The sequence below is a fragment of the Diplocloster hominis genome (assembly GCF_032380655.1).
In the GTDB taxonomy this organism is placed as follows: domain Bacteria; phylum Bacillota; class Clostridia; order Lachnospirales; family Lachnospiraceae; genus Diplocloster; species Diplocloster hominis.
The window spans coordinates 157,776-179,664 of the sequence record NZ_JAWDIY010000005.1 but is presented as its reverse complement, the minus strand read 5'-3'; the positions used below and the strand labels follow the sequence as shown (position 1 = coordinate 179,664).

The following is a 21,889-nucleotide window of genomic DNA, read 5'->3' as shown; positions in this document are numbered from 1 at the left end:
TCCTCAACCTTTTCTGTTTACAGTCACGAGCTCCAAAAAACCTTTGAATTTGCGTGAGAGCCTTATCTTATATAGTGTATGTAATAACCCTGATTTTGTCAATAACCTTAAAATAAGGAGATTACTATACAATTTCCTGTATATATATGCTGCGGAACGGCTGGATAGCCCGAAGTTTACAAAATACCGGTTCCGATTCCCACACTTTTGCTTTCTTTACCCCGAACAGAAATTCTCCCAGCTCTTCGATCGTAACCTTCCATTCCGGCCTCTCGCTGCAAGCCTGCACAGAGCTTCCGCCGGAATTCAGGCTCCACCGGAAAATCCCTGCCTGGTCCGCCACGATCGGATCTTCCACTTCCAGGATCAGCTCCACCGGTTCTGACGAGGTGATCTGTTCCACCATCCGTTCCAGACAGGTGATGCGAATCATAATGAGCGGAGGTTTTTCCTTTGCCGCCGTTCTCATAATCCCCCCGCCCCCCGGCAGAAACACAGGATCCCGATAGGTTTCCTTACAGTTCCGGTCTGCTTGCCCCTCTTCCCGGATTATTTCCACCTTTTCCCGGCCAGCTTCCCCTATTTCCCCGACTGCTTCCTCCTCTGTCCGGTCACAGATCACATGCCCTGAGATCTTACCGTCCTGCTCAAAGATCCGGATACATCCACCCTCGCTTCTCTGTTCGGCCAGGAGCCGTTGGTAATAGGCGGCATCCCGCGCCGTCACGATATCATATCCGGGCAGCAGGTATTTCTCATCAAACGCGGCCAACCGGGAAACATCTTGCTCCGTTGCCTCCCGGGCGCTCAGACCGCTATCCCCCGTCATCACCGGCTCGCAGCTGACCTGGGACGAAACCGTCCGGAACCCAAACGGCAGGTAGATGGCCTCGGCAGCAGGCATCAGATAGACAAACGGCTTCTCCTCCCGATTCATGTCTGCCAGCGTACGTTCCAGCAGCTTACGCATATATCCCCGGTGCCGGTAAGCAGCATCCGTAGCCACCGCCACGATGTATTCCGATGGGTAACATCGGCCGCGCACCGACACCGCATACGGATTCAGGTGCAGCATGGATCGAATATGCCCTTCCTCCTTAAGGACCAGTATCCGGTTGTCCCTTATCTTCTCCTGATAATAATAATCCACGAACCCTTTGCCATCGGAAGGGAACGCGCTTTCATACAGCGCTCTGGTAGCTGTTTTGTCTTTTTGTTCCAGATATCTGATCTGCATCATTTATCATCCTCTGCCTGATTCATCCTCCGGCTGCATCCCCCGCAGCCTTCGCAGGAGCGCTGCATCATCGGATCCAGGCTAACCATATTGGCCGGGGTTGTCAGACTGCATATCGCCTGCGCGGATATCCCTTCACCTGTGCCGGTGAATCCCAGGCCTTCCTCTGTGGTAGCCTTAATATTCACCTGGTCTTTCGCCAGCAGCAGGGCTTCTGCCACATTCTGTTCCATCTCTTCGATATACGGCCTGAGCTTAGGCCGCTGGGCGACAATCGTGGCGTCTATATTTTCAATCACATAGCATTCCTGTGCCAGCAGCTGCCCTACCTCCTGAAGCAGTGCGATGCTTGAGGCTCCTTTGTAAGCCGGGTCCGTATCCGGAAAATGTTTTCCGATATCTCCCATGGCAGCGGCTCCCAGCAGGGCATCCATGATCGCATGCACCACCACATCGGCATCCGAATGGCCCAGCAGCCCTCTTTCAAATGGAATGTGAACACCGCCCAGAATCAAATCTCTTTTCTCAACTAATCTATGAACATCATAACCCATACCAACTCTCATGATTCTCATCCTTTCTGTACACTAGTATCCTGTTTTTTCCATACAATATGTATCCGAAGCCGTTATCCGGCATCCTTAATTCCATCTATCTCCCAAAGCTCTGTCCGGTCCCGGTACGAATGTTCCGCATTATCCAGGTCCGGCCATAACAAGGTTTCCTCTCCAACAGTCTTTTAAATACACATACGTATTTTATCACAGTTCCTTTTTCGTGAAAATAAAAATTTCCGTTATCCTGATTTGTTTTCCTAATTTATGTCCGGAATAGTATGATTTAAAGTAAAGAAAATCTCACATTCCTTCTCGTCCTAACAAAAATCTAACAATCCATATGCTATTATTTCCCCAGTACCCCGTATTACTCTGATACACCGCGGGAACAGAAAGGATAATTTTTATGAAAACGAAGCTTTTTACCCGGCTAACCGCAGTGACTCTCCTGCTTATCATGACACTGACCGCCTGTGCAGGCCCCGCCCCTGGAGACAGTACGGCGCCCGGAACCTCTCCGGCTCCGGCGGATAATGGGGCGGCCCTTACAACAGGACAGCTTGCCGATTACTTCATTAAGGCGGCGGATGACTATCATCCCAATGCAGACCGCGCCGAGGTTTTGGAGGGCTTGACCGGGTCGGAACCGGCCACCCGGCTGCAGATGTATGTCCTGGCCGGCCGGGCCTTTGGAGAACTGCCTGTTCCTTCCGGCAGCAGCAGGTACACCGCACCTCCAGCCGTAGATCTGACGGACGCCCCCGAATGGTCCTGGAGCGCACTGCGCAGTCTGTCTAACGGCGGTATACTGGCAGCCTCTGACCTGGGCCTGACTGAAATGGAGCCGACAGCCTCCAAAGGCAGCTCCGGTAACGATAAGATGAACGCCACCGTCACCCAAAAGGATGCCGAGATCCTCGCACAGCGGTTCTTCCAGGCATTCGGTACCAACCTGAAAGACAATTTCTACACAGCTGTCAATAAGAGCGAGATGGACGCTCTTGAGCTTCCCGCAGACGGTTCCGCCGCAGGTGGCTCCAGCGCGGTTGCCTCCGCCACAGACAAGCAGCTTCATGACCTGATTCTGGAGATCGTTAACAGCAGCACAGACTATCCTACGGGCAGCTCCGAACAAAAAATCCGGGACTTTTACACAAGCGTCCTGGCGGTAGAGCAGCGCAGCACGGCAGGGATCGAGCCTCTGCGTAAATATCTGGACGCTGCGGATGCTGCCCAGAACTTCTCCGAGTTAAACGCAGCCATCGCCCAGGCAGTCCGGGACCTTGGCAACTTCGGCAACGGCCTCTTCCCCATGGTGGCGGTCACCGATACCCAGGACAGCAGCCGGAAGGTCATGCAGCTGATGACCCTGACCCCCATGTTTTCCCCGGAGGATTACGCTGCCTCAGACAATGAGATGATAAAGGAATACCGGGCTTCCATGGTGGATCAGCTCGCGGCGGCAGGTGAGAGCCGGACTGAAGCGGAACGGCTGGCCGATGGAATCCTCCGTATAGAAAAGGCCCTGGCAGAAAACGCCTCCAGTTCCGAAGAATTAGGGAACTTACAGAGCCAGACCAACCGTTATACCCCGAAATCTTTGGACAAACTCATGCCCCAGGCCAAACCCTCGGAACTTCTAAACGCCATCGGATTAAAATCGAATGTCCGGATGCAGGTCTTTGACGACAAACAGTTTGCCGCCTACACCGCCTGGTTCACAGAAGAGAATCTGGAGCTCTTCAAGGCCATACAGAAGATTGCCCTGGTCACCGGATTCAGCCGTTACCTCAGCCAGGAGCTGGCTAATATGAACGGCTGCCCGGACACGGATTATAATGAGGCCGCCAACGAAGCCGTACAGTCTTATCTGTCCGAAGAATTGGGCCAGCTCTATGTAGCCCGCTATTTCCCAGCGGAGTCCAAATCTGAAATCGAGGAAATGGTTCATCTGCTGACCGAAGCCTTTAAGACCCGCATCGGCCGTCTGGACTGGATGGATGAAACCACCAAACAGGAGGCCATTAAGAAACTGGACTCCCTCACTGTACTCATCGGTTATCCGGATAAATGGGACTTTAACAATGCAAAGATCAAAAGCGTCACAGACGGCGGAAGCTATTTTGCAAACGTAGCGGCCTCTGAAGCGGACAAGTGGGAAAAAATGGTACAAGGACTGGACGAGCCGGTGGACCCCCGCCGTTTTCCCATGGCAGCCTTCACCGTCAACGCAGCCGCCAGCCGGAACACCAACACACTGATCTTCCCTGCCGGTATCCTCCAGGCCCCGCTCTATGACAAAAATGCGGCCTTCTGCGGGCAGACACGGCTGCCCGCCAGGTATGGTGCGGTGAGAAACCGGTGGAACTGACCCGTAAGGAATACACGCTTTTGGAGTATATGCTGACTCATACCGATCGGGTGATCAGCGCGGAAGAACTTATCGAGCATGCCTGGGACAGTGAGGCTGACCCTTTCTCCAATTCCTTCCGGTTCCACATCCACTCTCTGCGCAAGAAACTTGACGGAGCGGGGGCAAGGGATTATATCATTACCCAGAGAGGGCAGGGCTACCGTATTCAGCCCCCCAGGGAGGATCTCTCATGAAAAAATGGAATCTGCAGATTCGTCTGACGGTTATCGTAGGGGTAATCCTGCTGGTGACCTGCCTGCTGCTGACTACCAACTCTCTTTTTGCAGCCCGCACCTATTACGGCCACTACGTCGAGCTGATTGAATCGGGACTGACAGATACCGACCCCGCCCTGGAAGAGCTCGCGAAGCTTGATCCCACGTTCCAGTCCCCCCGCGAATTCTATCAGGAGGCATCTCAAAAATTCTCCACCCAGGCCCTTTTTGTCATGGCACTTATCGTGCTCCTGGCTTTGGTTTGTACTTTTTTTGCTGCAGGGCATGTGCTGCGCCCCTTAAAAAATCTGACGGCGTCTGTGCGGAAAGTGGATGACCGGCATCTGGACCGGCGTGTTCCAAAGGCCGGCGCCAGGGGGGAGGTGCTTGCCCTCACGGAATCCTATAATGGAATGCTGGACCGTTTGGAAGGCTCCTTCCTGATCCAGAAAAGTTTTGCCTCCAACGCGGCCCACGAATTGAAGACGCCCCTGGCTGTCATAAAGTCCTCCCTGCAAGTGCTGGAGATGGACCCGCACCCCACAGAATCCGACTACCGGGAATTCATGGCAGATACCGGTGAGAGCCTGGAGCGTATCATAAAGACAGTGGAAGGACTTCTCTCACTGGCCACTTTGGAGTCCGCCCCCGTAGGGGAAACGGTAGAACTGCGTCCCCTGCTGGACCAGGCGGTCCGGGAGCTGTCCGGGAAGGCAAAGGATCACTCCGTCACGCTATCCGTCTCCGGTCAGGCGGCACCTGTACAGGGAAATGCAAACCTTCTCTACCGGGCGTTTTTCAACCTGATCGAAAACGCGATCAAGTATAACTGCCCTGGCGGAACCGTGAAAATAACCCTGGAACAGAAAGCGGCAGCCGTCTTGGTCCAGGTAGCCGACAGCGGAAGCGGCATCGAAGCGGACGCCCTCCCTCATATCTTTGAGGCCTTCTATCGGGCCGCCCCTTCCCGCTCCCAGCAGATTCCCGGTTCCGGACTGGGTCTGTCTGTGGTCCGTATGATCCTGGAACGGCACGGCGGAGAAATCAAAGTGACAAGCACTAAAAATATCGGCTCCCTATTTACCGTCAAATTAAATAAACTGCCGCCCATATCCGAATCCTCCTGATCCCAGACTTCGTTTTCGCCGGGGATCAGGAGGGTCCCTGTCTCCAGAATTCCCAGCTGTACCAGTTGTTCTTCGATTAGACGCAGTTCATAGAGCAATAATTCCTCCAATACGGCGGAGCAGATCCGCAGCTGCGGACGTCCCGATGCGAGTCCTTTTGGGGATTTGTGAAAATCTCCGGCTGCGGCAGAAGTGTTATCTTCATTGCAGCAGCAGTACTATTCTTTGGAGGAATTATTTATTATATAAGTGCTTTTATATCATATCTATTCCTATCTGACCATACAAAAAATCCGGATCAAATATCCGGATTTTTTAGTAGCGGGAAAGGGATTTGAACCCCCGACACCGCGGGTATGAACCGCGTGCTCTAGCCAACTGAGCTATCCCGCCATATCAATATAATAATTTTTAAAGGATGGGACCTACAGGGCTCGAACCTGTGACCCTCTGCTTGTAAGGCAGATGCTCTCCCAGCTGAGCTAAGATCCCATTTCCTGCGGGCCTGTCTTACCGCTGACCCGCTTTGCTATTATACTATTGAGTTCGACTAAAAGTCAATACTTTTTTTACAAATTTTTCAAATAATTTTTTTGCTAAATATGACCTTCTTTTTCACCGGCATCGGCAGGCAAAACAGAAACCTTTTACCAGGATAGTTTCTGGTTCAACTCAATATTTTCCCCGTCAGGCCCCAGAATGGTGAAATAGCGAATCCCATGCTCAAACAATGGAAGCTCCTTCAAAACCAGATCAAGGACACGGCACCCTGATTTTCTGGCCTCATAAAAAGCCTCTTTTGCGTCTTTTACGTCAAGGGCTATATGGTCAATATGGCCTTTCCCCCGCCTTTTCAGATCCCGAAGCCCTTCTCCCACCATTTGGATCAGCTCCAGCTGGAATCCATGATTGTCGACAAATCCTATGTACAGCCGGCCGTCCGGGGTATCCAGATACCCTTCCCCCGCTTTGGAAAAGCCCAGAGTTTCATAGAAGGAAACGGAATCCTTAAGATTACTGACTTTTACGGCCAGATGAGACCATCCCTGCAGTCCTGTCCGATTACCATAGTTTATGGAGCAATTGTGGCAAAGCTCGATTACTTCCTGATTGGGTCCCACATAATTAGCGCCCCGCACTCCCCTGGGCCCGATATTTTCGTATAAGACCGCACCGCTTGGGGTTGATGCGTGATATTTCAGCCCCTTTGCTCCTGCCTGACGGCAGCATTGGTCAAAGTCCGGCGCATCTATGGCATAGTGATCCAGAATACCGTCCCTGCGCGACTGCACTTCACGATTGGCTCCTGCCTTCTCATAGAGCTCGATCACCAGGTCATTTAATCTCAGAAAGACTACATCTAATTTTCCATCACTCCAAACGGTTTTTTCATAAATTTTTTGGAATCCCAGATTCTGCTCATACCACGTTACGGAACCGGAAAGATCCGCCGTCGGAATTCCCAGATGCTGGACACCCGTTATATATTCACTTAATTTCATTATTATCGCTCCTCGCTCTTTCTGAACTGAACTTCGCGCTCTGTGTTCTTGATTCTTTGCTCTCTTGATTCTTTGCTCTCTTGATTCTTTGGTACATAAATGAGTTTTGTCCTACTATAGAATTTACTACGTTTCGTTATTTTCCGCAAGCGTGCTATTGTAATACTTTCTGCTTTTTGATGTAATACTTTTTGCTTTTTGATGTAATACTTTTTGCTTTTCCAATATATACGATTTTTCCCCCGGCACGTGTGCCTCCCTCTTCCGGAATCACTCTGTGTCTGCCCCCCTTCGACTCTAAACGGCTTTCCCTGAAAGACAGTCCGAAAACCAGGGCACAGCCCGCCAGATGTCTGCTCGGTACGGACCTGCCCTTTGGGGTGTCCGGCAGCTAAATGATAACAGCCAAGCTGGGTCTTGTATTATTAGCCGGATTTGTTATATAATTCATTTAGTTATTACGGTTCTGAAAATTTGTACGGACGCCGCTCTTTGTACGGCATGAAATTACAAAAGAAAGGTAGCGATGAAATGGACAGTAATATTTCGAGGGAAGATGCATGGAAGCTTTTGAATGAATACAATCAGGAGGCCTTTCATTTAAAGCATGCGCTGATTCTCGAGGGCGTTATGAAGTATTTTGCGAAAGAACTGGGCTATGAGTCCGACAGCGGTTTCTGGGGACAGGTCGGCCTGCTCCATGATCTGGATTTTGAGCGTTATCCTGAACAGCATTGTACAAAAAGCCAGGAGATTATGCGGGAAAAAGGGTTGTCTGATGAATTGATCCACGCTACCGCCAGCCATGGTTATGGGATCACTGTGGATATCGCCCCGGAGCATGAAATGGAAAAGGTTCTGTACGCTGTCGATGAGCTGACCGGCCTGATCGGCGCCGTGGCTGTGATGCGCCCGTCGAAAAGTGTTCAGGATCTGGAAGTAAAATCCGTAAAGAAAAAATTTAAAACTCCCAGCTTTGCAGCCGGCTGTTCCAGGGAAATCATCCAGAAGGGAGCCGATATGCTGGGCTGGGATCTGGCCGATCTGATCCAGCGGACGATTCTGGCCATGCGCTCCATCCCGGATATCGTGGATTAAATGCGAACATAGTTATTATGTCCTTCCCTTATGGACAATCAAAAAGATGCTGCTGTGTATAGTGACAAATCTTCTTTCCGTTAAAACAGTTGTAAAAATAATAAGCTGTTTTACCGGCTGGTATCTGTCAACATACAAAGCAGCACTTCTTTTGCAATGAGATTGCTCTTTGCTTAGCGATAGGATTGTATACCGTTACTTCTCTATCAGATAGTTTCTCATATTGTGCAGCGCGTTTTTCTCAAGTCTGCTGACCTGAGCCTGAGAAATGTGAATCTCCTCCGCCACTTCCATCTGTGTCTTTCCCTCAAAGAATCTCAGCTGGATAATGTACCGTTCCCGTTCCCCGAGTTTTTTCATCGCTTCGCTCAGGGACAGCTCTTCGATCCAGCGCTCTTCCTTATTTTTCTTATCGCTGATCTGGTCCATGACATACAGTGCGTCACCGCCCTCCGTATATACGGGCTCATACAGGCTCACCGGGCTTTGAATCGCATCCAGGGCGAATACGATATCCTCCTTGGAGATTCCGATTTCATCTGCGATCTCGTTGACTGTAGGTTCTTTCAGGTTCTTTTTCATCAGATTCTCTTTTGCATAGATCGCCTTGTAGGCCGTATCCCTCAGGGAACGGCTTACCCGGATCGCATTATTATCCCGCAGATATCTCCGGATCTCTCCGATTATCATCGGGACCGCATAAGTAGAAAACTTCACATCCAATGTGGAATCAAAATTATCGATCGCTTTTATTAACCCGATACAGCCGATCTGAAACAGATCATCCACATTTTCGTTGCTGTTTGAAAATCTTTTAATCACACTTAAAACTAACCGCAGATTACCCTTAATATAAGTTTCCCTAGCCGCCGTATCGCCCTCTTTTATACGCGCAAAAAGAGCTTCCTTCTCGTCATTCTTGAGCAGTGGAAGCTTAGATGTATTCACTCCGCAGATCTCAACCTTATTAAGAGCCATAACCCAGAATCCTCCTTGAAACTATTTTCTATTAAGAAGAATTCTCACATTAAAGTTGAAATATACGACAATACAAAAAATATAAAAAATAAAGCCCCTTGACAAAAAAAGAGAATCATCCGGAACAATGATCTGCTCCGAATGATCCTGTTTTTTCCTGTTGATTAATCCCGGTCCCACTTATCCGCCAGATTATTGATCTGGGCCTCGAACTTAGCCAGGTCCTTATTTGCCAGGCCCTCGTTCTTCCTGATCACCGCCATCAGACGTTTACCGGCCTCCAGCACACGCCGGAACGCATTCTCTGCACGCTGAGTCTCCGGTTTTTCTTTTGCCTTTCGTACCCTGACTCCTTCGCTTAAGATCTCGCCGGTGGCCAGATCCACGCAGCCTCCGGTATAAGGCGCAAATGCCGGACATCCGATCACTTCCTCCACGGTATGGGCGAAGGCATCCGTCACCTCATCTTCCCCGTGGACTACAAACACATGCTGGATATCGGACTGGAATCCGCCCAGCCAGCGAAGCAGGCCATTCTTATCCGCATGGCCGCTGATCCCCTTCAGGCTCTCGATCTTAGCATCCACCTCAATTAGTTCGCCGAAGATTTTGACCGTATCAGCGCCCTCCAGCAGCTTACGGCCCAGCGTTCCCTCCGCCTGATATCCCACAAACAAAATCGTGCTTTCCTTCCGCCACAGATTATGCTTCAGATGGTGCCGGATACGACCGGCCTCGCACATCCCGGACGCGGAAATAATCACTTTCGGTTTCTCATCAAAATTAATCTGTCTGGAATCCTCACTGGTAGTCGCCGTCTTAAGCCCCGGAAACAGCAGCGGATTAATCCCCTTGTCCACCAGCGCCAGCGCATCTTCATCAAAGCAGGCCCTGGTATTCATGTTAAATACTTTCGTTGCCTCAATCGCCAGCGGACTATCCACATAGACTTCGAACCCCGGATACTCATGGATCAGATTCTTCTCCTTAATTTCCCGTATAAAGTACAGCAGCTCCTGGGTACGGCCCACGGCAAAAGACGGAATAACCACATTGCCTCCCCGGGCAAAAGTTTCTCTCAGAATCCGGGTAAAGCTGCCGACATAATCCGGATGTTCCTCCCCGTGCAGCCGGTCCCCATAGGTAGATTCGATCACCACATAATCGGCGGATTCCACAAATGAGGGATCTTTGATAATCGGCTGGTTCAGGTTCCCGACATCCCCGGAAAAGACGATCTTCTTCGACACGTCCCCTTCCTGAATCCACACTTCAATGCTGGCCGATCCCAGCAGATGCCCCATATCATTGAATCGGATATCAATCCCTTCACAAAGCGTAATCCGTTCCGCATACACAACCGGCACCATCAGCCCGATGGCCGCCAGGGCATCATTCATGGTATACAGCGGTTCATAGGGCTCCGCCCCCGATCTTCTGGCTTTTCTATTCCTCCACTCAGCCTCAAACTCCTGAATATGGGCACTGTCACGAAGCATAATACCGCAGAGGTCATACGTAGCATAAGTGCTGAACACCTGTCCCTTAAACCCATTCTTACACATCAGCGGTATCAGTCCGGAATGATCAATATGGGCATGAGTTAGCAAAATATAATCAATCTCATCCGGCGCGACCGGCAGCTTCTGATTCTCATAAATATCCCGCCCCTGTTCCATACCGCAATCAATCAATATATGCTTCCCGCAAGCCTCCAGCAGGTGGCAGCTGCCAGTAACCTCATGCGCAGCACCGATAAATGTAAGTTTCATGCGTTTCCCCTACCTTTTCTTTTTATTGTACCACCATCCCTAAAAACTACAAGTGATATAAAAATATCAATATTCCAATTCATTTAATATACCATCTGTTGAAAGAATCCATACAAAGAAGAATCCATTCTGTATACCAATAACCACAAAAATTCAGCCTGCACCAAAACCTGCCTCATATTTCCCACCAGGGCACAAATAAACTCTCCCGGTTACCAGTCATGTACCCGTGCCGGCAGCGCCTCCGCCACCGGGTCTTTACATGACCCTCATCCACGCCTGACATGATCCGGATGTGCCACATACAAAGTTAAGGCAGCCTCGCTCAGCTATAGCTATATGAAATTGAAATTGAAAAAACGCTGAAAAAACATTAAAAGAAATGTAAAACTCAGATAGTTTATGATAGAATAGAACCGTCACGATAAGAGCTAAGAACATAACAAAATTTAGTACAACCTGCCTCATTTTAATGTCCGTCTTGAATAAGTATATTTTACAGATGGATTAATGATTTTATATTATAAATTATAGTTAGGGATTTCAATATAATAGAATACGTTAAAAAGAAATTATTGAAATGAATTAGATATAGTATTAAATTTTAAAGGTTTTATATGAGTCGGGAGGTGTAATATGAATTTAAAAGACAGGGCGAGGAAATTAAAAACAGATATTCCAACGATATTCTACTCATTAAAAGACAAGGACACGCCTCTAACAGCTAAAATAGCAGCAGGAATAACCATTGGATACGCACTGTCTCCTATCGACCTGGTGCCGGATTTCATACCTGTTCTGGGCTATTTAGATGATTTAATCCTATTACCCGCATTCATTGCATTGACTATAAAACTCATACCGAAAGATATATGGGAAAAGAACAAAAAACAGGTACAAAATTCAAACGATTTTGAAACAGCTAAAAAATGGTATTATGCGCTTCCTATTATCCTAATCTGGATTCTCATAATCCTTTTACTTATCAAAATCATATGGAGATAAAATCCACCTCCTTGCGATTCTACTCAAAATAAAAAGTTCCAAAAAACCCAGCCTGCACTATATCAGGAAGAGAGGCGTATGAGACTGTGAAAAAGGACGGAGAACATCTTCTTTTACTTCTGTGCGCTCCCGCCCACAGGAACAGGCGGGTGTTTCCCGTCCCGTTTCACTTTTACACACGCCTACTCCCGTGTTCTACCTCAATTCCAGTTCTGCTTGTGCCCAGATTCTCAACAGGTCATTACTGAAATCTCACAATTTCTTTCTTAAGCCGCTTGATAATCTTTTTTTCAAGTCTGGAGATATAAGACTGCGAGATCCCCAGCAGATCGGCGACCTCCTTTTGGGTCATCTCATCTCCATAAGCATTGTTAAGCCCAAAACGAAGTTCCACGATAGTCCTCTCCCGCTCCGTCAGCTTTTCGATGGCCTTCTGCAGAAGTTTGCGCTCCACCTCATTTTCAATATCCTTGTAGATCACGTCCTCGTCGGTTCCCAGGATATCGGACAGCAGCAGTTCGTTTCCGTCCCAGTCCACATTGAGCGGTTCGTCGATGGAAACTTCCATCTTGGTCTTGTTATTCCGACGCAGGTACATCAGGATCTCATTTTCTATACAACGGGAGGCATATGTCGCGAGCTTGATATTTTTCTGGGGATTGAATGTGTTGATCGCTTTGATCAGGCCGATGGTCCCTATCGAGATTAAATCCTCCACTCCCACTCCCGTGTTATCAAACTTTTTGGCTATGTAGACGACCAGCCGCAGATTGTGCTCGATCAGCACGGATTTTGCATCCGCGTCGAATTCGGTTCCCAGGTCCGCGATGATTTCCGCTTCCTTGTCGGGTTCCAGCGGCGGGGGAAGCACCTCCGTACCGCCTATGTAGTGAACGTCTCCCTGCCTGGTAAACAGTATATTCTGGAAACTCGGGCACACCCGAAATTGAAAATGTCCTGGTATCGCTACTTTAATCATCATTATTTCTCCTCCTCGTTTACGATTCTTATCCTTCCAGCAGCTGTGGGTGTAAGATCATCTGATACCGCTTTTGTGAGGAAATCGGTTCCAAGCAGATTCCCAACACCGGTTTTTTTACTATTCTCGGCTCTCCATCCAGATCGATCCGCAGATAGTCGATGGAGCAGCCCGGCAGCAGACCATTGGTCTTACCCACCGCATGATAGGGAATGTAATAAAAATTCCCCTCCGGTTCGTACTCCTGTGTTTCGCAAATACGCAGCTTCAGCATATCTTCCACCTGTCTGCGCATTTCTGTCGTCATAAGTTCGCTTAGAGCATCATATTCTATAATGCAAACCGGCTTATTCCTGACAGGGTCTTTTAAGCTGTTTCCCGTATCCAGTAATCCCATGGTGTGACAGCATTTTCCCTTCCAAAACAGCACTACCGGATAAATATTTCCATTTTTGGCCATAAAATGCCGGTAAATTCCCATTCCTGCCTGGATCAGTGCATAACTGGCCACTGAAAAAAACAGAAAGGTCCTGAATCCGGTTTGGGATGAGGTATGCTCGTACAGCCACTGGTAAACGCCCCCGGTTAAAAAAGAGACCAGATAAAAGAGCGCGATTCCTTTCACCATGAGCTTCTTCCCCTTCAGTTGAAGCCCGATTTTTACCATGCATACGGGTAATATCCCATAGGTCAGTATAAGCCTGCCAATCAGAAAGGACGCGGGCAGGAACACAATGCCGCAGGCACCGGCCGCTCCGGTCAATCCTCCCAGTAGCATTCTAAGATGCGTGGCATTGCATTTTAGGATACTCCTGACTAACAGCAAAAGCAGATAATCCATAACCAGATTGATGAGAAAATAGACATCTATGTACAGCTCATAATACAAGATCACACATCCTTCCCTTACGGATTTTGTGATGCTGTTCTGGCTTTAAGCAATATTCATTATAAGACCCGGTCACACGAAAATTTGTCAAAAGCACGGTGTCGATTCGCAGTTTCTTTCTGGGGTTTTCGACGGGTACGGCGTGCTTTTGTGTTCACTCGACGGAATCAGCGGTTCCTCGAGCAAATGAATTGGATTGTTTTGGAGTATTTAAGAAAAAGAACACAGATCATGTAATTCGCCGGAAACAGAATGTAGGAATAAAATCCGCAGAATTGAATGTGATACTTTCTATGTCTTAAAAATTTAGATTTACAAGATATTAAAATAATAGGATACAAACAAAAGGATTATGAAAGCAAAAGATTATAAATGCGGCAGAATAGAAATACAGAAGGATAGAAAATAGCAAATTATATAAGCAGTAGAATACGACATATCAGAATATGAATACAGTAGAGTATGATACAACAAAATATGAATACTGCAGAATTTGAATACTACAGAATTTGATACAGCAGAATATATGAATACTGCAGAATTTGATGCAACAGAATATGAATACTGCAGAATTTGAATACTGCAGAATTTGATGCAATAGAATATGAATACTGCAGAATTGAATACTACACAATATGAATTTGATACAGCAGAATATGAATACTGCACAATAATCAAAAAAGAGGTTGTTATATAGCTTAATAAAGCCATACAGCAACCCCAAATGAACATAATAAGCCAAAACAATTTTGTTTCTATTTCAAATTATCTACGGTATATTGGTTATCACCATATTAAGGAATCACATATAAAAACAAGAACTACAGAACTTATATCCCTTCTGGAGAAAACCTCTTATTTATTTCGATTCTTCTGCAGGAACTCCGGAATCTTAATTCCAGACTCCCTGGTATTGACCTCCGGCTGCTTCGGGATCTGAAGCCCGGGCAGCGGCTGTGTATTTACCGTAGGCTGTACCTTCGGCATAGCCGTTCTCGTATTCGCCGTGTTCGTATTTGCAGTCTGGGTAGTCTGAACATTCATCTTCGGCGGCTGATAAGAAAACTTCGGCATGATATTCGCGCCCTGTCCAATGATGGAAGAATTGCGCAGGCCAGTAGCGATGACCGTAATGCTGGCTTCATCCGTCACACTGTCATCATACATGGCTCCGAATATGATATTCGTATCTTCCCCGGTCATATCCTGTACATAGCTGGCCGCGTCGTTTGCGTCCATCAGGGTGATATCCCCGGAAATATTGATAATTACATGGGAAGCACCGGTAATCGTGGTCTCCAGCAGAGGACTGGCCACGGCCTGTTTAACTGCCTCGATCGCCTTATCATCCCCCTTGGCCTTACCGATCCCGATATGGGCAATTCCTTTATCCGCCATAACCGTTTGAACATCGGCAAAATCCAAATTAATCAATGCAGGCAGATTAATCAAGTCCGTAATACCCTGTACGGCCTGCTGCAACACTTCATCCGCTTTCTTGAGGGCATCCGGCATAGTGGTCCTGCGGTCTACGATCTCCAGAAGCTTGTCATTGGGAATCACGATCAGCGTGTCCACATTTTGCTGAAGCTTTTCAATCCCTTCCAGTGCATTATTCATACGAGTCTTGGCTTCAAAACGAAATGGCTTCGTCACGACGCCGACTGTCAGGATACCCATATCTTTGGCACATTTGGCAATGATCGGAGTAGCTCCGGTTCCTGTCCCGCCGCCCATACCGCAGGTGACGAACACCATATCTGCTCCCTTTAATACGTCTTTGATTTCCTCCGCGCTTTCTTCTGCTGCTTTCTCACCGATCTCCGGCTGCGCGCCTGCCCCCAGACCCTTGGTGAGTTTTTCTCCTATTTGTAATGCAGTGGGTGCCTTGCAAAGCTGCAATGCCTGCTTGTCCGTATTCACGCCTACAAATTCCACACCGCCTATTTTTTCATCTATCATTCGATTGACCGCATTGTTGCCGGCGCCTCCCACGCCTACAATAATGATTCTGGCCGTTGATTCCGCATCGTTTGTCATTATTTCTAACAAGGTAGTTCCTCCTTTAGCTCGCATTCCTAGCACTTACTATCTTATATAATATATTCTTTTAATAGAATAATCAACCTACAATTTGATTTTGATTTGATTTTTTTCATTCTGTCCGCTCAAATTTTATATCTCTTTGTGTTTCACTGACCTCCTCCATATGCATAATTCCCACCATCTCTTCCTGCTGGGCGATGGGCAGGGCACTTTTTAAGACATCGATCTTGTCAAACAGATTCTCATCCTTCCCCAGCATAACTTCTATGCTGCCAAAATACAGGTTCATCTGGATATCATCTGTAAATTCAATCCGGTCCGGCCTCAGGTTCTGCTTGTCCAGCATCTGCGTCAGATCCACTATGGTCCGGAATACTTTTTGATTCTGCACCGGAAGTTTCTTGTACAGGACGATACTGTCAAAGGACAACCCTGTAATCAGCGGTACCTCTTCCATCACCAGATCCGAACTTTCCACCACAACGCCGTCTTTGTCGAAGTACATGTTCGTGCCCAGATATTCGATATATCCCACAACACTTTTTTCATATACTTTGATTCTGATCTTGCTCGGAGAAAGCATGGTGATTTCTATGGTATCTATAAAAGGAATTGGCTGTGTGTCCATATATTTATATTTAAACATCAGATACAGCGAATTCGTACTGTATGGATCATCCATGACCAATTCCTTAATTTCCTCTTCTGTGTAATGTACGTTTCCTTGGACCTCCACCTCCGTAACATGGAAGATGCCAACCGCCGCCGCTGCGGCAGCAGCTGCCAGGCAGATGAAAACCAGGATTATTATCCATTTTGTTTTTACCCTTCCCTTTTGTGCATTTTCCTTCATTGTTTTCCTCCATTTGTGCGTTTCTCAGCACATATAGGTATGGGTGAACATCTTTATGTTCAACCGTTCCTCCATTTGTGCGTTTCTCAGCACACATAGGTCAGCTTTCGACCCTGCCCCGGATATTACCTCCCAGTTTTTTCAGGTCCCGGCAGATATCCTCATACCCCCGGTCGATAAATACCCGGTTTTCAATATATGTCATTCCCTGCGCACATAAGCCCGCGATTACCAGCGCAGCTCCTCCGCGCAGTTCTTCCGCCTGCACAGTAGTACCGGTCAGCCCGGTCACCCCTTCGATTACGGCCTCTTTTCCATTTACCTGGATATGAGCGCCCATCTTCACCAGACCGTCCACCGCTTTATAACGGTCTTCAAATATCATTTCTCTAATGGTGCTTTTTCCGTCAGCCACGGAAAGAGCGGCCATCAATTGTGACTGCATATCGGTGGGAAAGCCGGGATACGGCTGTGTCTCCACCAGTGCGACGCCGTGGGTCCCCTCTGTGGCATCCACCACGACGGTCCCCTTCTCCTGTCTGCACGCAACTCCCATCTGTCTTAAAATCTCTAATAACGCATTCAGCTGCCCCTCAGGGGGATTCAGCAGGCACACCTGCCCCTTGGTGGCTGCCGCCGCGCACAGATAAGTACCTGCCACGATGCGGTCGGGAATAATCGTATACTCCACATCATGCAGCTCTTTCACTCCCCGGATCTCTATCTCCGGTGAGCCTTCTCCTTGAATATCAGCTCCCATTGCTTTTAAAAACCGGCAAAGTTCGAATATCTCAGGTTCCATCGCAGCACCCTTAATCCGCGTTTCTCCTTCAGCCAAAACAGCAGCCAGAATCAGATTCTCCGTAGCTCCCACACTTGGGAACGGAAGTTCCACCGGACAGCCGGCTATCTTTTGTGCTTTTGCCTCCAGGATCCTGGATTCCCGAAAATCAACTCCCATCCGGGACAGGCCGCTGATATGAAGATCGATCGGCCTTTTTCCAATCACACACCCGCCGGGATGAGGGATGGACGCTTCCTTTGTCCTTCCCAGAAGGCTCCCCAGCATCATGATGGAAGAGCGCATCTTTTCCGCATATTCCGCCGGAATATCACTGGAATCCAGTCCGGAAGCGTCGATCACCAGCGTATCCGTCTCCCAGTGGGCCTCACAGCCGATCCTTTTCAGGATCTGAATCATATAACGCACATCAATGATTTTCGGGCAATTATGCAGGACGCAGACTCCCCTGTGAAGGATCGTTGCTGCAATGATGGGTAATGCGGAATTCTTTGACCCCTGTATTCGAATTTCTCCATACAATGGATTACCGCCTAGAATTTCTATTCTGTCCAACTAGCAATTCCTCCAGAGTCTGTTTAATAACCAGACTATTTTACTCATATATTCCATCATATGCAGTTTCCGTAGTTATGTTACTACTTTATCAATGCCCTTAGGGCCCTGCTGCGGCCATACATCAGCCTTTAGGCCTTCGGGGGCGATACTTCTTTGACCTGGCTGGAGATGCTTAAGGCAAGCCCCATTTCCGCCAGCAAAAACAAAACAGATGTGCCGCCGTAACTGATAAACGGCAGGGTAATCCCCGTATTCGGAATGGTATTGGTCACCACTGCGATATTCAAAATGACCTGGATGGCCATATGCCCCATTATACCGGTTACAATCAAAGCCCCGAACAGATCGGTGGCATTTCCCGCAATCACCATCAGGCGCCAGATCAGCAGCAGGAACAGCAGGATCACCAGTACGGCTCCCACCAGTCCCAGTTCCTCACAAATGATAGAAAATATCATATCATTTTGCGCTTCCGGAACGAATCCTAACTTCTGCATACTCTCTCCCAGTCCCTTGCCGAACACTCCGCCGGAACCGATGGCATATAGTCCCTGAAGGGTTTGATATCCCTTCTCATAAGCCTCCGGGTTCCTCCAGATCGCCAGACGCTCCAGCCGGTAGGATTCCAGGCTTAGGAAGATAGCGATGAAACCGACGCCCAGCGCGCCCATGCCGATAAACTGCATATATTTCGGGCTGGCTACAAAGATCAGGATAACCGCGATACCCAGAATGATAATAGCGGTACTTAAGTTATTGGTACCCACCAGCCCCACAATGGGAAGAATGGAGAGCATAATCAAAAACATGGTCTTTATCTTACCCATTCTTTTCACATTTCTGCCGATCAGAAAGGCCAGAAACAATATGACCGCCACCTTGGCATATTCCGAAGGCTGAAAGGACAGCGGCCCTAAAGCCAGCCATCGCTTCGAACCGTTGATTTCACTTCCCACTACCAGCACTAAGCCTGACAGGATCAAGGAGACAATATAAGCCAGAACCGCAAATTTTTCCCAGAAATGGTAATCAATATTTGCCACTACCATCATCACGCCGACACCCAGAATCGTGGCAAACAGCTGTTTCTTTAAATAGTACGCCGCATCCTGGAATTTGATCTGCCCATTATACGCGCTTGTGCTGTACAGCATGACCAGCCCGAACCCCACCAGGATTAATACGATACATAGCAAGCCCAAATCCACATATCCCGCCTGTTTCGCGCTTTCCTTAATATGCCTTGTCTTTAAAGGCATATAGGTATACCCGGAGGGTGTTTCCTTCATTTGCCTTGTCTTGAAAGGCATATAAGTATCCCCGGAGGGTGTCTCCTTCCTATGTCTTGTTCTCATAGGCATATGGTTATACCCGGAAGCCGCTTCCTTCCTATACCTGGGTTTCATATGGTCACTGCGATTCTGGTCCATGCACTCAACTCCTATAGGTTATTCACATATTCTTTGAACATCTTTCCTCGTTCTTCGTAATTCGTGAACATCCCCCAGCTGGCACAGGCCGGCGATAACAACACCGCATCTCCGGGTCGGGCCTCAGTCGCACAGATGTTTACCGCTTCTTCCAGTGTATCTGCAAATGTAATCGCCTCGAATCCGCAGCCCCTGGCTGCTTTCGCAATCTTCTCTCTGGTGGCTCCAATCAGCACGAGAAGCTTTACCTTTCCGTCAAAAGCCCGGATCCACTCCTCATAGGAGGAATCCTTATCATACCCGCCGCCGATCAGACAGGTCGGCCGGGTCATGGCCTGAATTCCTTTGATCGCCGCATCCGGATTCGTACCTTTCGAGTCGTTATAATATACCACCCCGTTCTTCTCCGTCACAAACTCGATTCTGTGTTCCACCGCCCGGAAAGCTGTCACCGTATTACGGATCACATCCGTCGGAATACCAAAAGCCACGGCGCACGCCACGGCCGCCATGATATTTTCATAATTATGCAGGCCCAGCAGATTACATTCCAAAACGTTGCAAATAGAAACATTTTCTACTCCATCGTTATAATAAACCACATCATCACTGAGATAAACCCCCGGTTCCAACTTCCTCTTGCTGCTGAAGTATAAGACCCTGGAGCGGACCTCCTCTCCGAACTTTCTGGTTACCTCATCCTCATAATTCAGCACACAGGTATCCTCTTCCGTCTGGTTTACCGCGATCCGTTTCTTCGCATTTATGTAATTCTCCATGGTGTGATGCCGGTTCAGATGATCCGGTGAAATATTCAGCACCGCGCTGACCACCGGGTGAAACTCCACGATTCCCTCCAGCTGAAAACTGCTCATCTCAGCCACGATCACAGAATCCTTGGTTGTCTCAGAAGCCACCTCCGTATAAGCCGTACCGATATTTCCCACGACAAAAGCATCCGCCGTATAATTTTTAACTATTTCACCCAGCAAAGCGGTCGTGGTCGTCTTCCCGTTGGTTCCGGTGACCGCCATCACCTTGCCGTGTCCCATCTGCCAGGCCAGTTCCACCTCTCCCCAAACCGGAACGCCCTTTTCCTTAAGCTGCTCCACCATCGGAATATCCATCGGCACCCCGGGGCTTATGACCGCCAGCTTAAGCTCCCCGATCCGTATTCTGGACCACTCTCCCAGAATCACCTCCACCTTCGTCCCCTCCGGCAGTCCGTCCAGAATCTCCTGTGCGTCCCTCTTATCATTTTCGTCATAAAGGATCACATTTGCCTTAGCGCGGCCGAGAAGCCTGGCTGCTCCCATTCCGCTGATACCGCATCCGATCACCAGTACCTTCTGATCTTGTAAATCCATTGTCCTTATCCTCCGATTCTAATCTTCACTGATCCATTTATAGCCGATTCCATTTTCCCTATCAGGAAACCGCGATCAATCCTACCAGGCACAGGAGCGCCGTTATCACGGAAAACACCGCCACCACTTTCGTCTCCGACCAGCCGCCCAGCTCAAAGTGATGATGGATCGGCGCCATACGGAAAATCCGCTTCCCGCCGGTCACCTTAAAATAAGCCACCTGTATAATCACCGAGCAAACCTCAGCCAGATAAATAAATCCCACAATCGCGATGAACAACGGCATCTGCAGCACATACGCTGTGGCGGCCACAAAACCGCCCAGGGCCAGAGAGCCCGTATCCCCCATAAACACACTGGCCGGATACACATTAAAGAGCAGAAATCCCAAAAGGCTGCCGGCAACCGCGCAGGTAATCGGTTCAATCCCGCTGCGGGTTCCTACGGCCACCACAGTAAAAAACGTAGCTACCAGAACCGTCACACTGGAAGCCAGCCCATCCAGGCCATCCGTAAAATTCACACCGTTCACAGTCCCGATAATCACAAAGAACATAAACGGTATCGTAAGCCACCCCAGATTCCAGTATTTCCCATCCGAGAACGGAATCAGCAGGGTCAGCTGAACATCCGTAAACCGAATCAGATAAAAAACGAATACCCCGGTCACCAGCACCTCGCCCAAAAACTTCTGAATCGGAGTCAGCCCTTCTGACCTTCTGAGCACCACCTTAATGTAATCATCCAGAAACCCGATAATCCCAAATCCAACCGTCACAAACAAAATCGGTATGATCATCGGATAGTCCTTAATATAGATCAATGACGTTATAACCACGCTGGACAATATAATCAAACCGCCCATCGTTGGCGTACCGGTTTTCTTCAAATGTGATTTCGGTCCCTCGTCCCTTACTGTCTGCCCAACTTTCAGGCGCCTCAAAAACGGAATAATAATCGGCCCCAGCGCCACACTGATCAAAAAAGCGATCACAACCGGCATAACTACATGATTCGTCATCTTCACACCTCTTAACTTCTTTTGCTGTGCATCCGCAGAC

At 48.5% G+C, this 21,889-nt stretch carries 18 protein-coding genes and 2 tRNA genes; 5 read left to right on the top strand and 15 right to left on the bottom strand.

What is annotated here, in order from left to right:
* Window positions 1-124: 124 nt before the first annotated feature.
* Together ABC831_RS06775 and ispF are read right to left on the bottom strand one after the other, a co-directional pair.
* Entirely contained in the window at window positions 125-1,240 is a 1,116-nt protein-coding gene (locus ABC831_RS06775) for a GNAT family N-acetyltransferase (protein ID WP_343247466.1), read from the bottom strand.
* On the bottom strand, window positions 1,237-1,803 hold the full coding sequence (gene ispF / locus ABC831_RS06770; protein ID WP_343247465.1) for a 2-C-methyl-D-erythritol 2,4-cyclodiphosphate synthase: 567 nt from the start codon (window positions 1,801-1,803) through the stop codon (window positions 1,237-1,239). The genes ABC831_RS06775 and ispF overlap by 4 nt, the downstream gene beginning before the upstream one ends.
* 397 nt (window positions 1,804-2,200) lie before the next feature.
* On the opposite strand from ispF, the gene ABC831_RS06765 reads away from it, so the two are divergent.
* Genes ABC831_RS06765 through ABC831_RS06755 form a run of 3 tightly spaced genes read left to right on the top strand, consistent with a single transcriptional unit; the run spans window position 2,201 to window position 5,549 of the window.
* A complete protein-coding gene (locus tag ABC831_RS06765) occupies window positions 2,201-4,165 on the top strand; it encodes a M13 family metallopeptidase (protein WP_343247464.1) in 1,965 nt (654 codons plus the stop codon).
* 29 nt (window positions 4,166-4,194) lie between these two features.
* Window positions 4,195-4,401: a winged helix-turn-helix domain-containing protein gene (locus tag ABC831_RS06760; protein WP_343247463.1), complete on the top strand. Its 207-nt coding sequence runs from the start codon at window positions 4,195-4,197 to the stop codon at window positions 4,399-4,401.
* Window positions 4,398-5,549: a sensor histidine kinase gene (locus ABC831_RS06755; RefSeq protein ID WP_343247462.1), complete on the top strand. Its 1,152-nt coding sequence runs from the start codon at window positions 4,398-4,400 to the stop codon at window positions 5,547-5,549. Before ABC831_RS06760 ends, ABC831_RS06755 begins: the two co-directional genes overlap by 4 nt.
* Window positions 5,550-5,868: 319 nt before the next feature.
* Here the strand turns inward: ABC831_RS06755 and ABC831_RS06750 are convergent.
* The 3 genes from ABC831_RS06750 to ABC831_RS06740 all read right to left on the bottom strand — a co-directional run bounded on the left by ABC831_RS06750 (window position 5,869) and on the right by ABC831_RS06740 (window position 7,051).
* A tRNA-Met gene (locus ABC831_RS06750) sits at window positions 5,869-5,942 on the bottom strand.
* A 26-nt stretch (window positions 5,943-5,968) separates the two neighbouring features.
* Window positions 5,969-6,041: transfer RNA gene (locus ABC831_RS06745), tRNA-Val, on the bottom strand.
* Between the two features lie 155 nt (window positions 6,042-6,196).
* The gene (locus ABC831_RS06740) at window positions 6,197-7,051 is read right to left on the bottom strand and encodes a VOC family protein (RefSeq protein WP_343247461.1); all 855 of its coding nucleotides are present in this window, start codon (window positions 7,049-7,051) and stop codon (window positions 6,197-6,199) included.
* Between the two features lie 531 nt (window positions 7,052-7,582).
* On the opposite strand from ABC831_RS06740, the gene ABC831_RS06735 reads away from it, so the two are divergent.
* Window positions 7,583-8,149 carry a hydrolase gene (locus ABC831_RS06735; RefSeq protein ID WP_343247460.1) on the top strand — a complete coding sequence of 189 codons (567 nt, stop codon included), beginning with the start codon at window positions 7,583-7,585 and terminating at the stop codon, window positions 8,147-8,149.
* 195 nt (window positions 8,150-8,344) lie between these two features.
* On the opposite strand, the gene sigG is transcribed toward ABC831_RS06735, so the two are convergent.
* The gene (gene sigG / locus ABC831_RS06730) at window positions 8,345-9,127 is read right to left on the bottom strand and encodes an RNA polymerase sporulation sigma factor SigG (protein WP_158355325.1); all 783 of its coding nucleotides are present in this window, start codon (window positions 9,125-9,127) and stop codon (window positions 8,345-8,347) included.
* Between the two features lie 164 nt (window positions 9,128-9,291).
* Complete coding sequence (locus ABC831_RS06725; RefSeq protein WP_343247459.1) at window positions 9,292-10,899, bottom strand: MBL fold metallo-hydrolase RNA specificity domain-containing protein; 1,608 nt, start codon at window positions 10,897-10,899, stop codon at window positions 9,292-9,294.
* 636 nt (window positions 10,900-11,535) lie between these two features.
* On the opposite strand from ABC831_RS06725, the gene ABC831_RS06720 reads away from it, so the two are divergent.
* Complete coding sequence (locus tag ABC831_RS06720) at window positions 11,536-11,904, top strand: YkvA family protein (RefSeq protein ID WP_343247458.1); 369 nt, start codon at window positions 11,536-11,538, stop codon at window positions 11,902-11,904.
* A gap of 241 nt (window positions 11,905-12,145) precedes the next feature.
* Here the strand turns inward: ABC831_RS06720 and sigE are convergent, their stop codons facing one another.
* The 8 genes from sigE to mraY all read right to left on the bottom strand — a co-directional run bounded on the left by sigE (window position 12,146) and on the right by mraY (window position 21,849).
* Window positions 12,146-12,886 (bottom strand): RNA polymerase sporulation sigma factor SigE, encoded by a 741-nt coding sequence (gene sigE / locus ABC831_RS06715; RefSeq protein ID WP_158344548.1) that lies wholly within the window; start codon window positions 12,884-12,886, stop codon window positions 12,146-12,148.
* 25 nt (window positions 12,887-12,911) lie between these two features.
* Window positions 12,912-13,772, bottom strand: coding sequence for a sigma-E processing peptidase SpoIIGA (locus ABC831_RS06710; RefSeq protein ID WP_343247457.1), 861 nt, complete (start codon window positions 13,770-13,772; stop codon window positions 12,912-12,914).
* An 855-nt stretch (window positions 13,773-14,627) separates the two neighbouring features.
* Window positions 14,628-15,824, bottom strand: a complete 1,197-nt coding sequence (ftsZ, locus tag ABC831_RS06705) for a cell division protein FtsZ (RefSeq protein ID WP_343247456.1) — start codon at window positions 15,822-15,824, stop codon at window positions 14,628-14,630.
* A gap of 103 nt (window positions 15,825-15,927) precedes the next feature.
* Entirely contained in the window at window positions 15,928-16,671 is a 744-nt protein-coding gene (locus ABC831_RS06700) for a cell division protein FtsQ/DivIB (RefSeq protein WP_343247455.1), read from the bottom strand.
* A gap of 100 nt (window positions 16,672-16,771) precedes the next feature.
* The gene (gene murA, locus ABC831_RS06695) at window positions 16,772-18,028 is read right to left on the bottom strand and encodes a UDP-N-acetylglucosamine 1-carboxyvinyltransferase (protein ID WP_343247454.1); all 1,257 of its coding nucleotides are present in this window, start codon (window positions 18,026-18,028) and stop codon (window positions 16,772-16,774) included.
* A gap of 131 nt (window positions 18,029-18,159) precedes the next feature.
* Entirely contained in the window at window positions 18,160-19,269 is a 1,110-nt protein-coding gene (locus ABC831_RS06690; RefSeq protein WP_425524572.1) for an FtsW/RodA/SpoVE family cell cycle protein, read from the bottom strand.
* A 203-nt stretch (window positions 19,270-19,472) separates the two neighbouring features.
* Window positions 19,473-20,828, bottom strand: a complete 1,356-nt coding sequence (gene murD, locus ABC831_RS06685; RefSeq protein WP_343247453.1) for a UDP-N-acetylmuramoyl-L-alanine--D-glutamate ligase — start codon at window positions 20,826-20,828, stop codon at window positions 19,473-19,475.
* Window positions 20,829-20,889: 61 nt separating this feature from the next.
* Window positions 20,890-21,849: a phospho-N-acetylmuramoyl-pentapeptide-transferase gene (gene mraY, locus ABC831_RS06680; protein WP_343247528.1), complete on the bottom strand. Its 960-nt coding sequence runs from the start codon at window positions 21,847-21,849 to the stop codon at window positions 20,890-20,892.
* Between the last annotated feature and the right edge of the window lie 40 nt (window positions 21,850-21,889).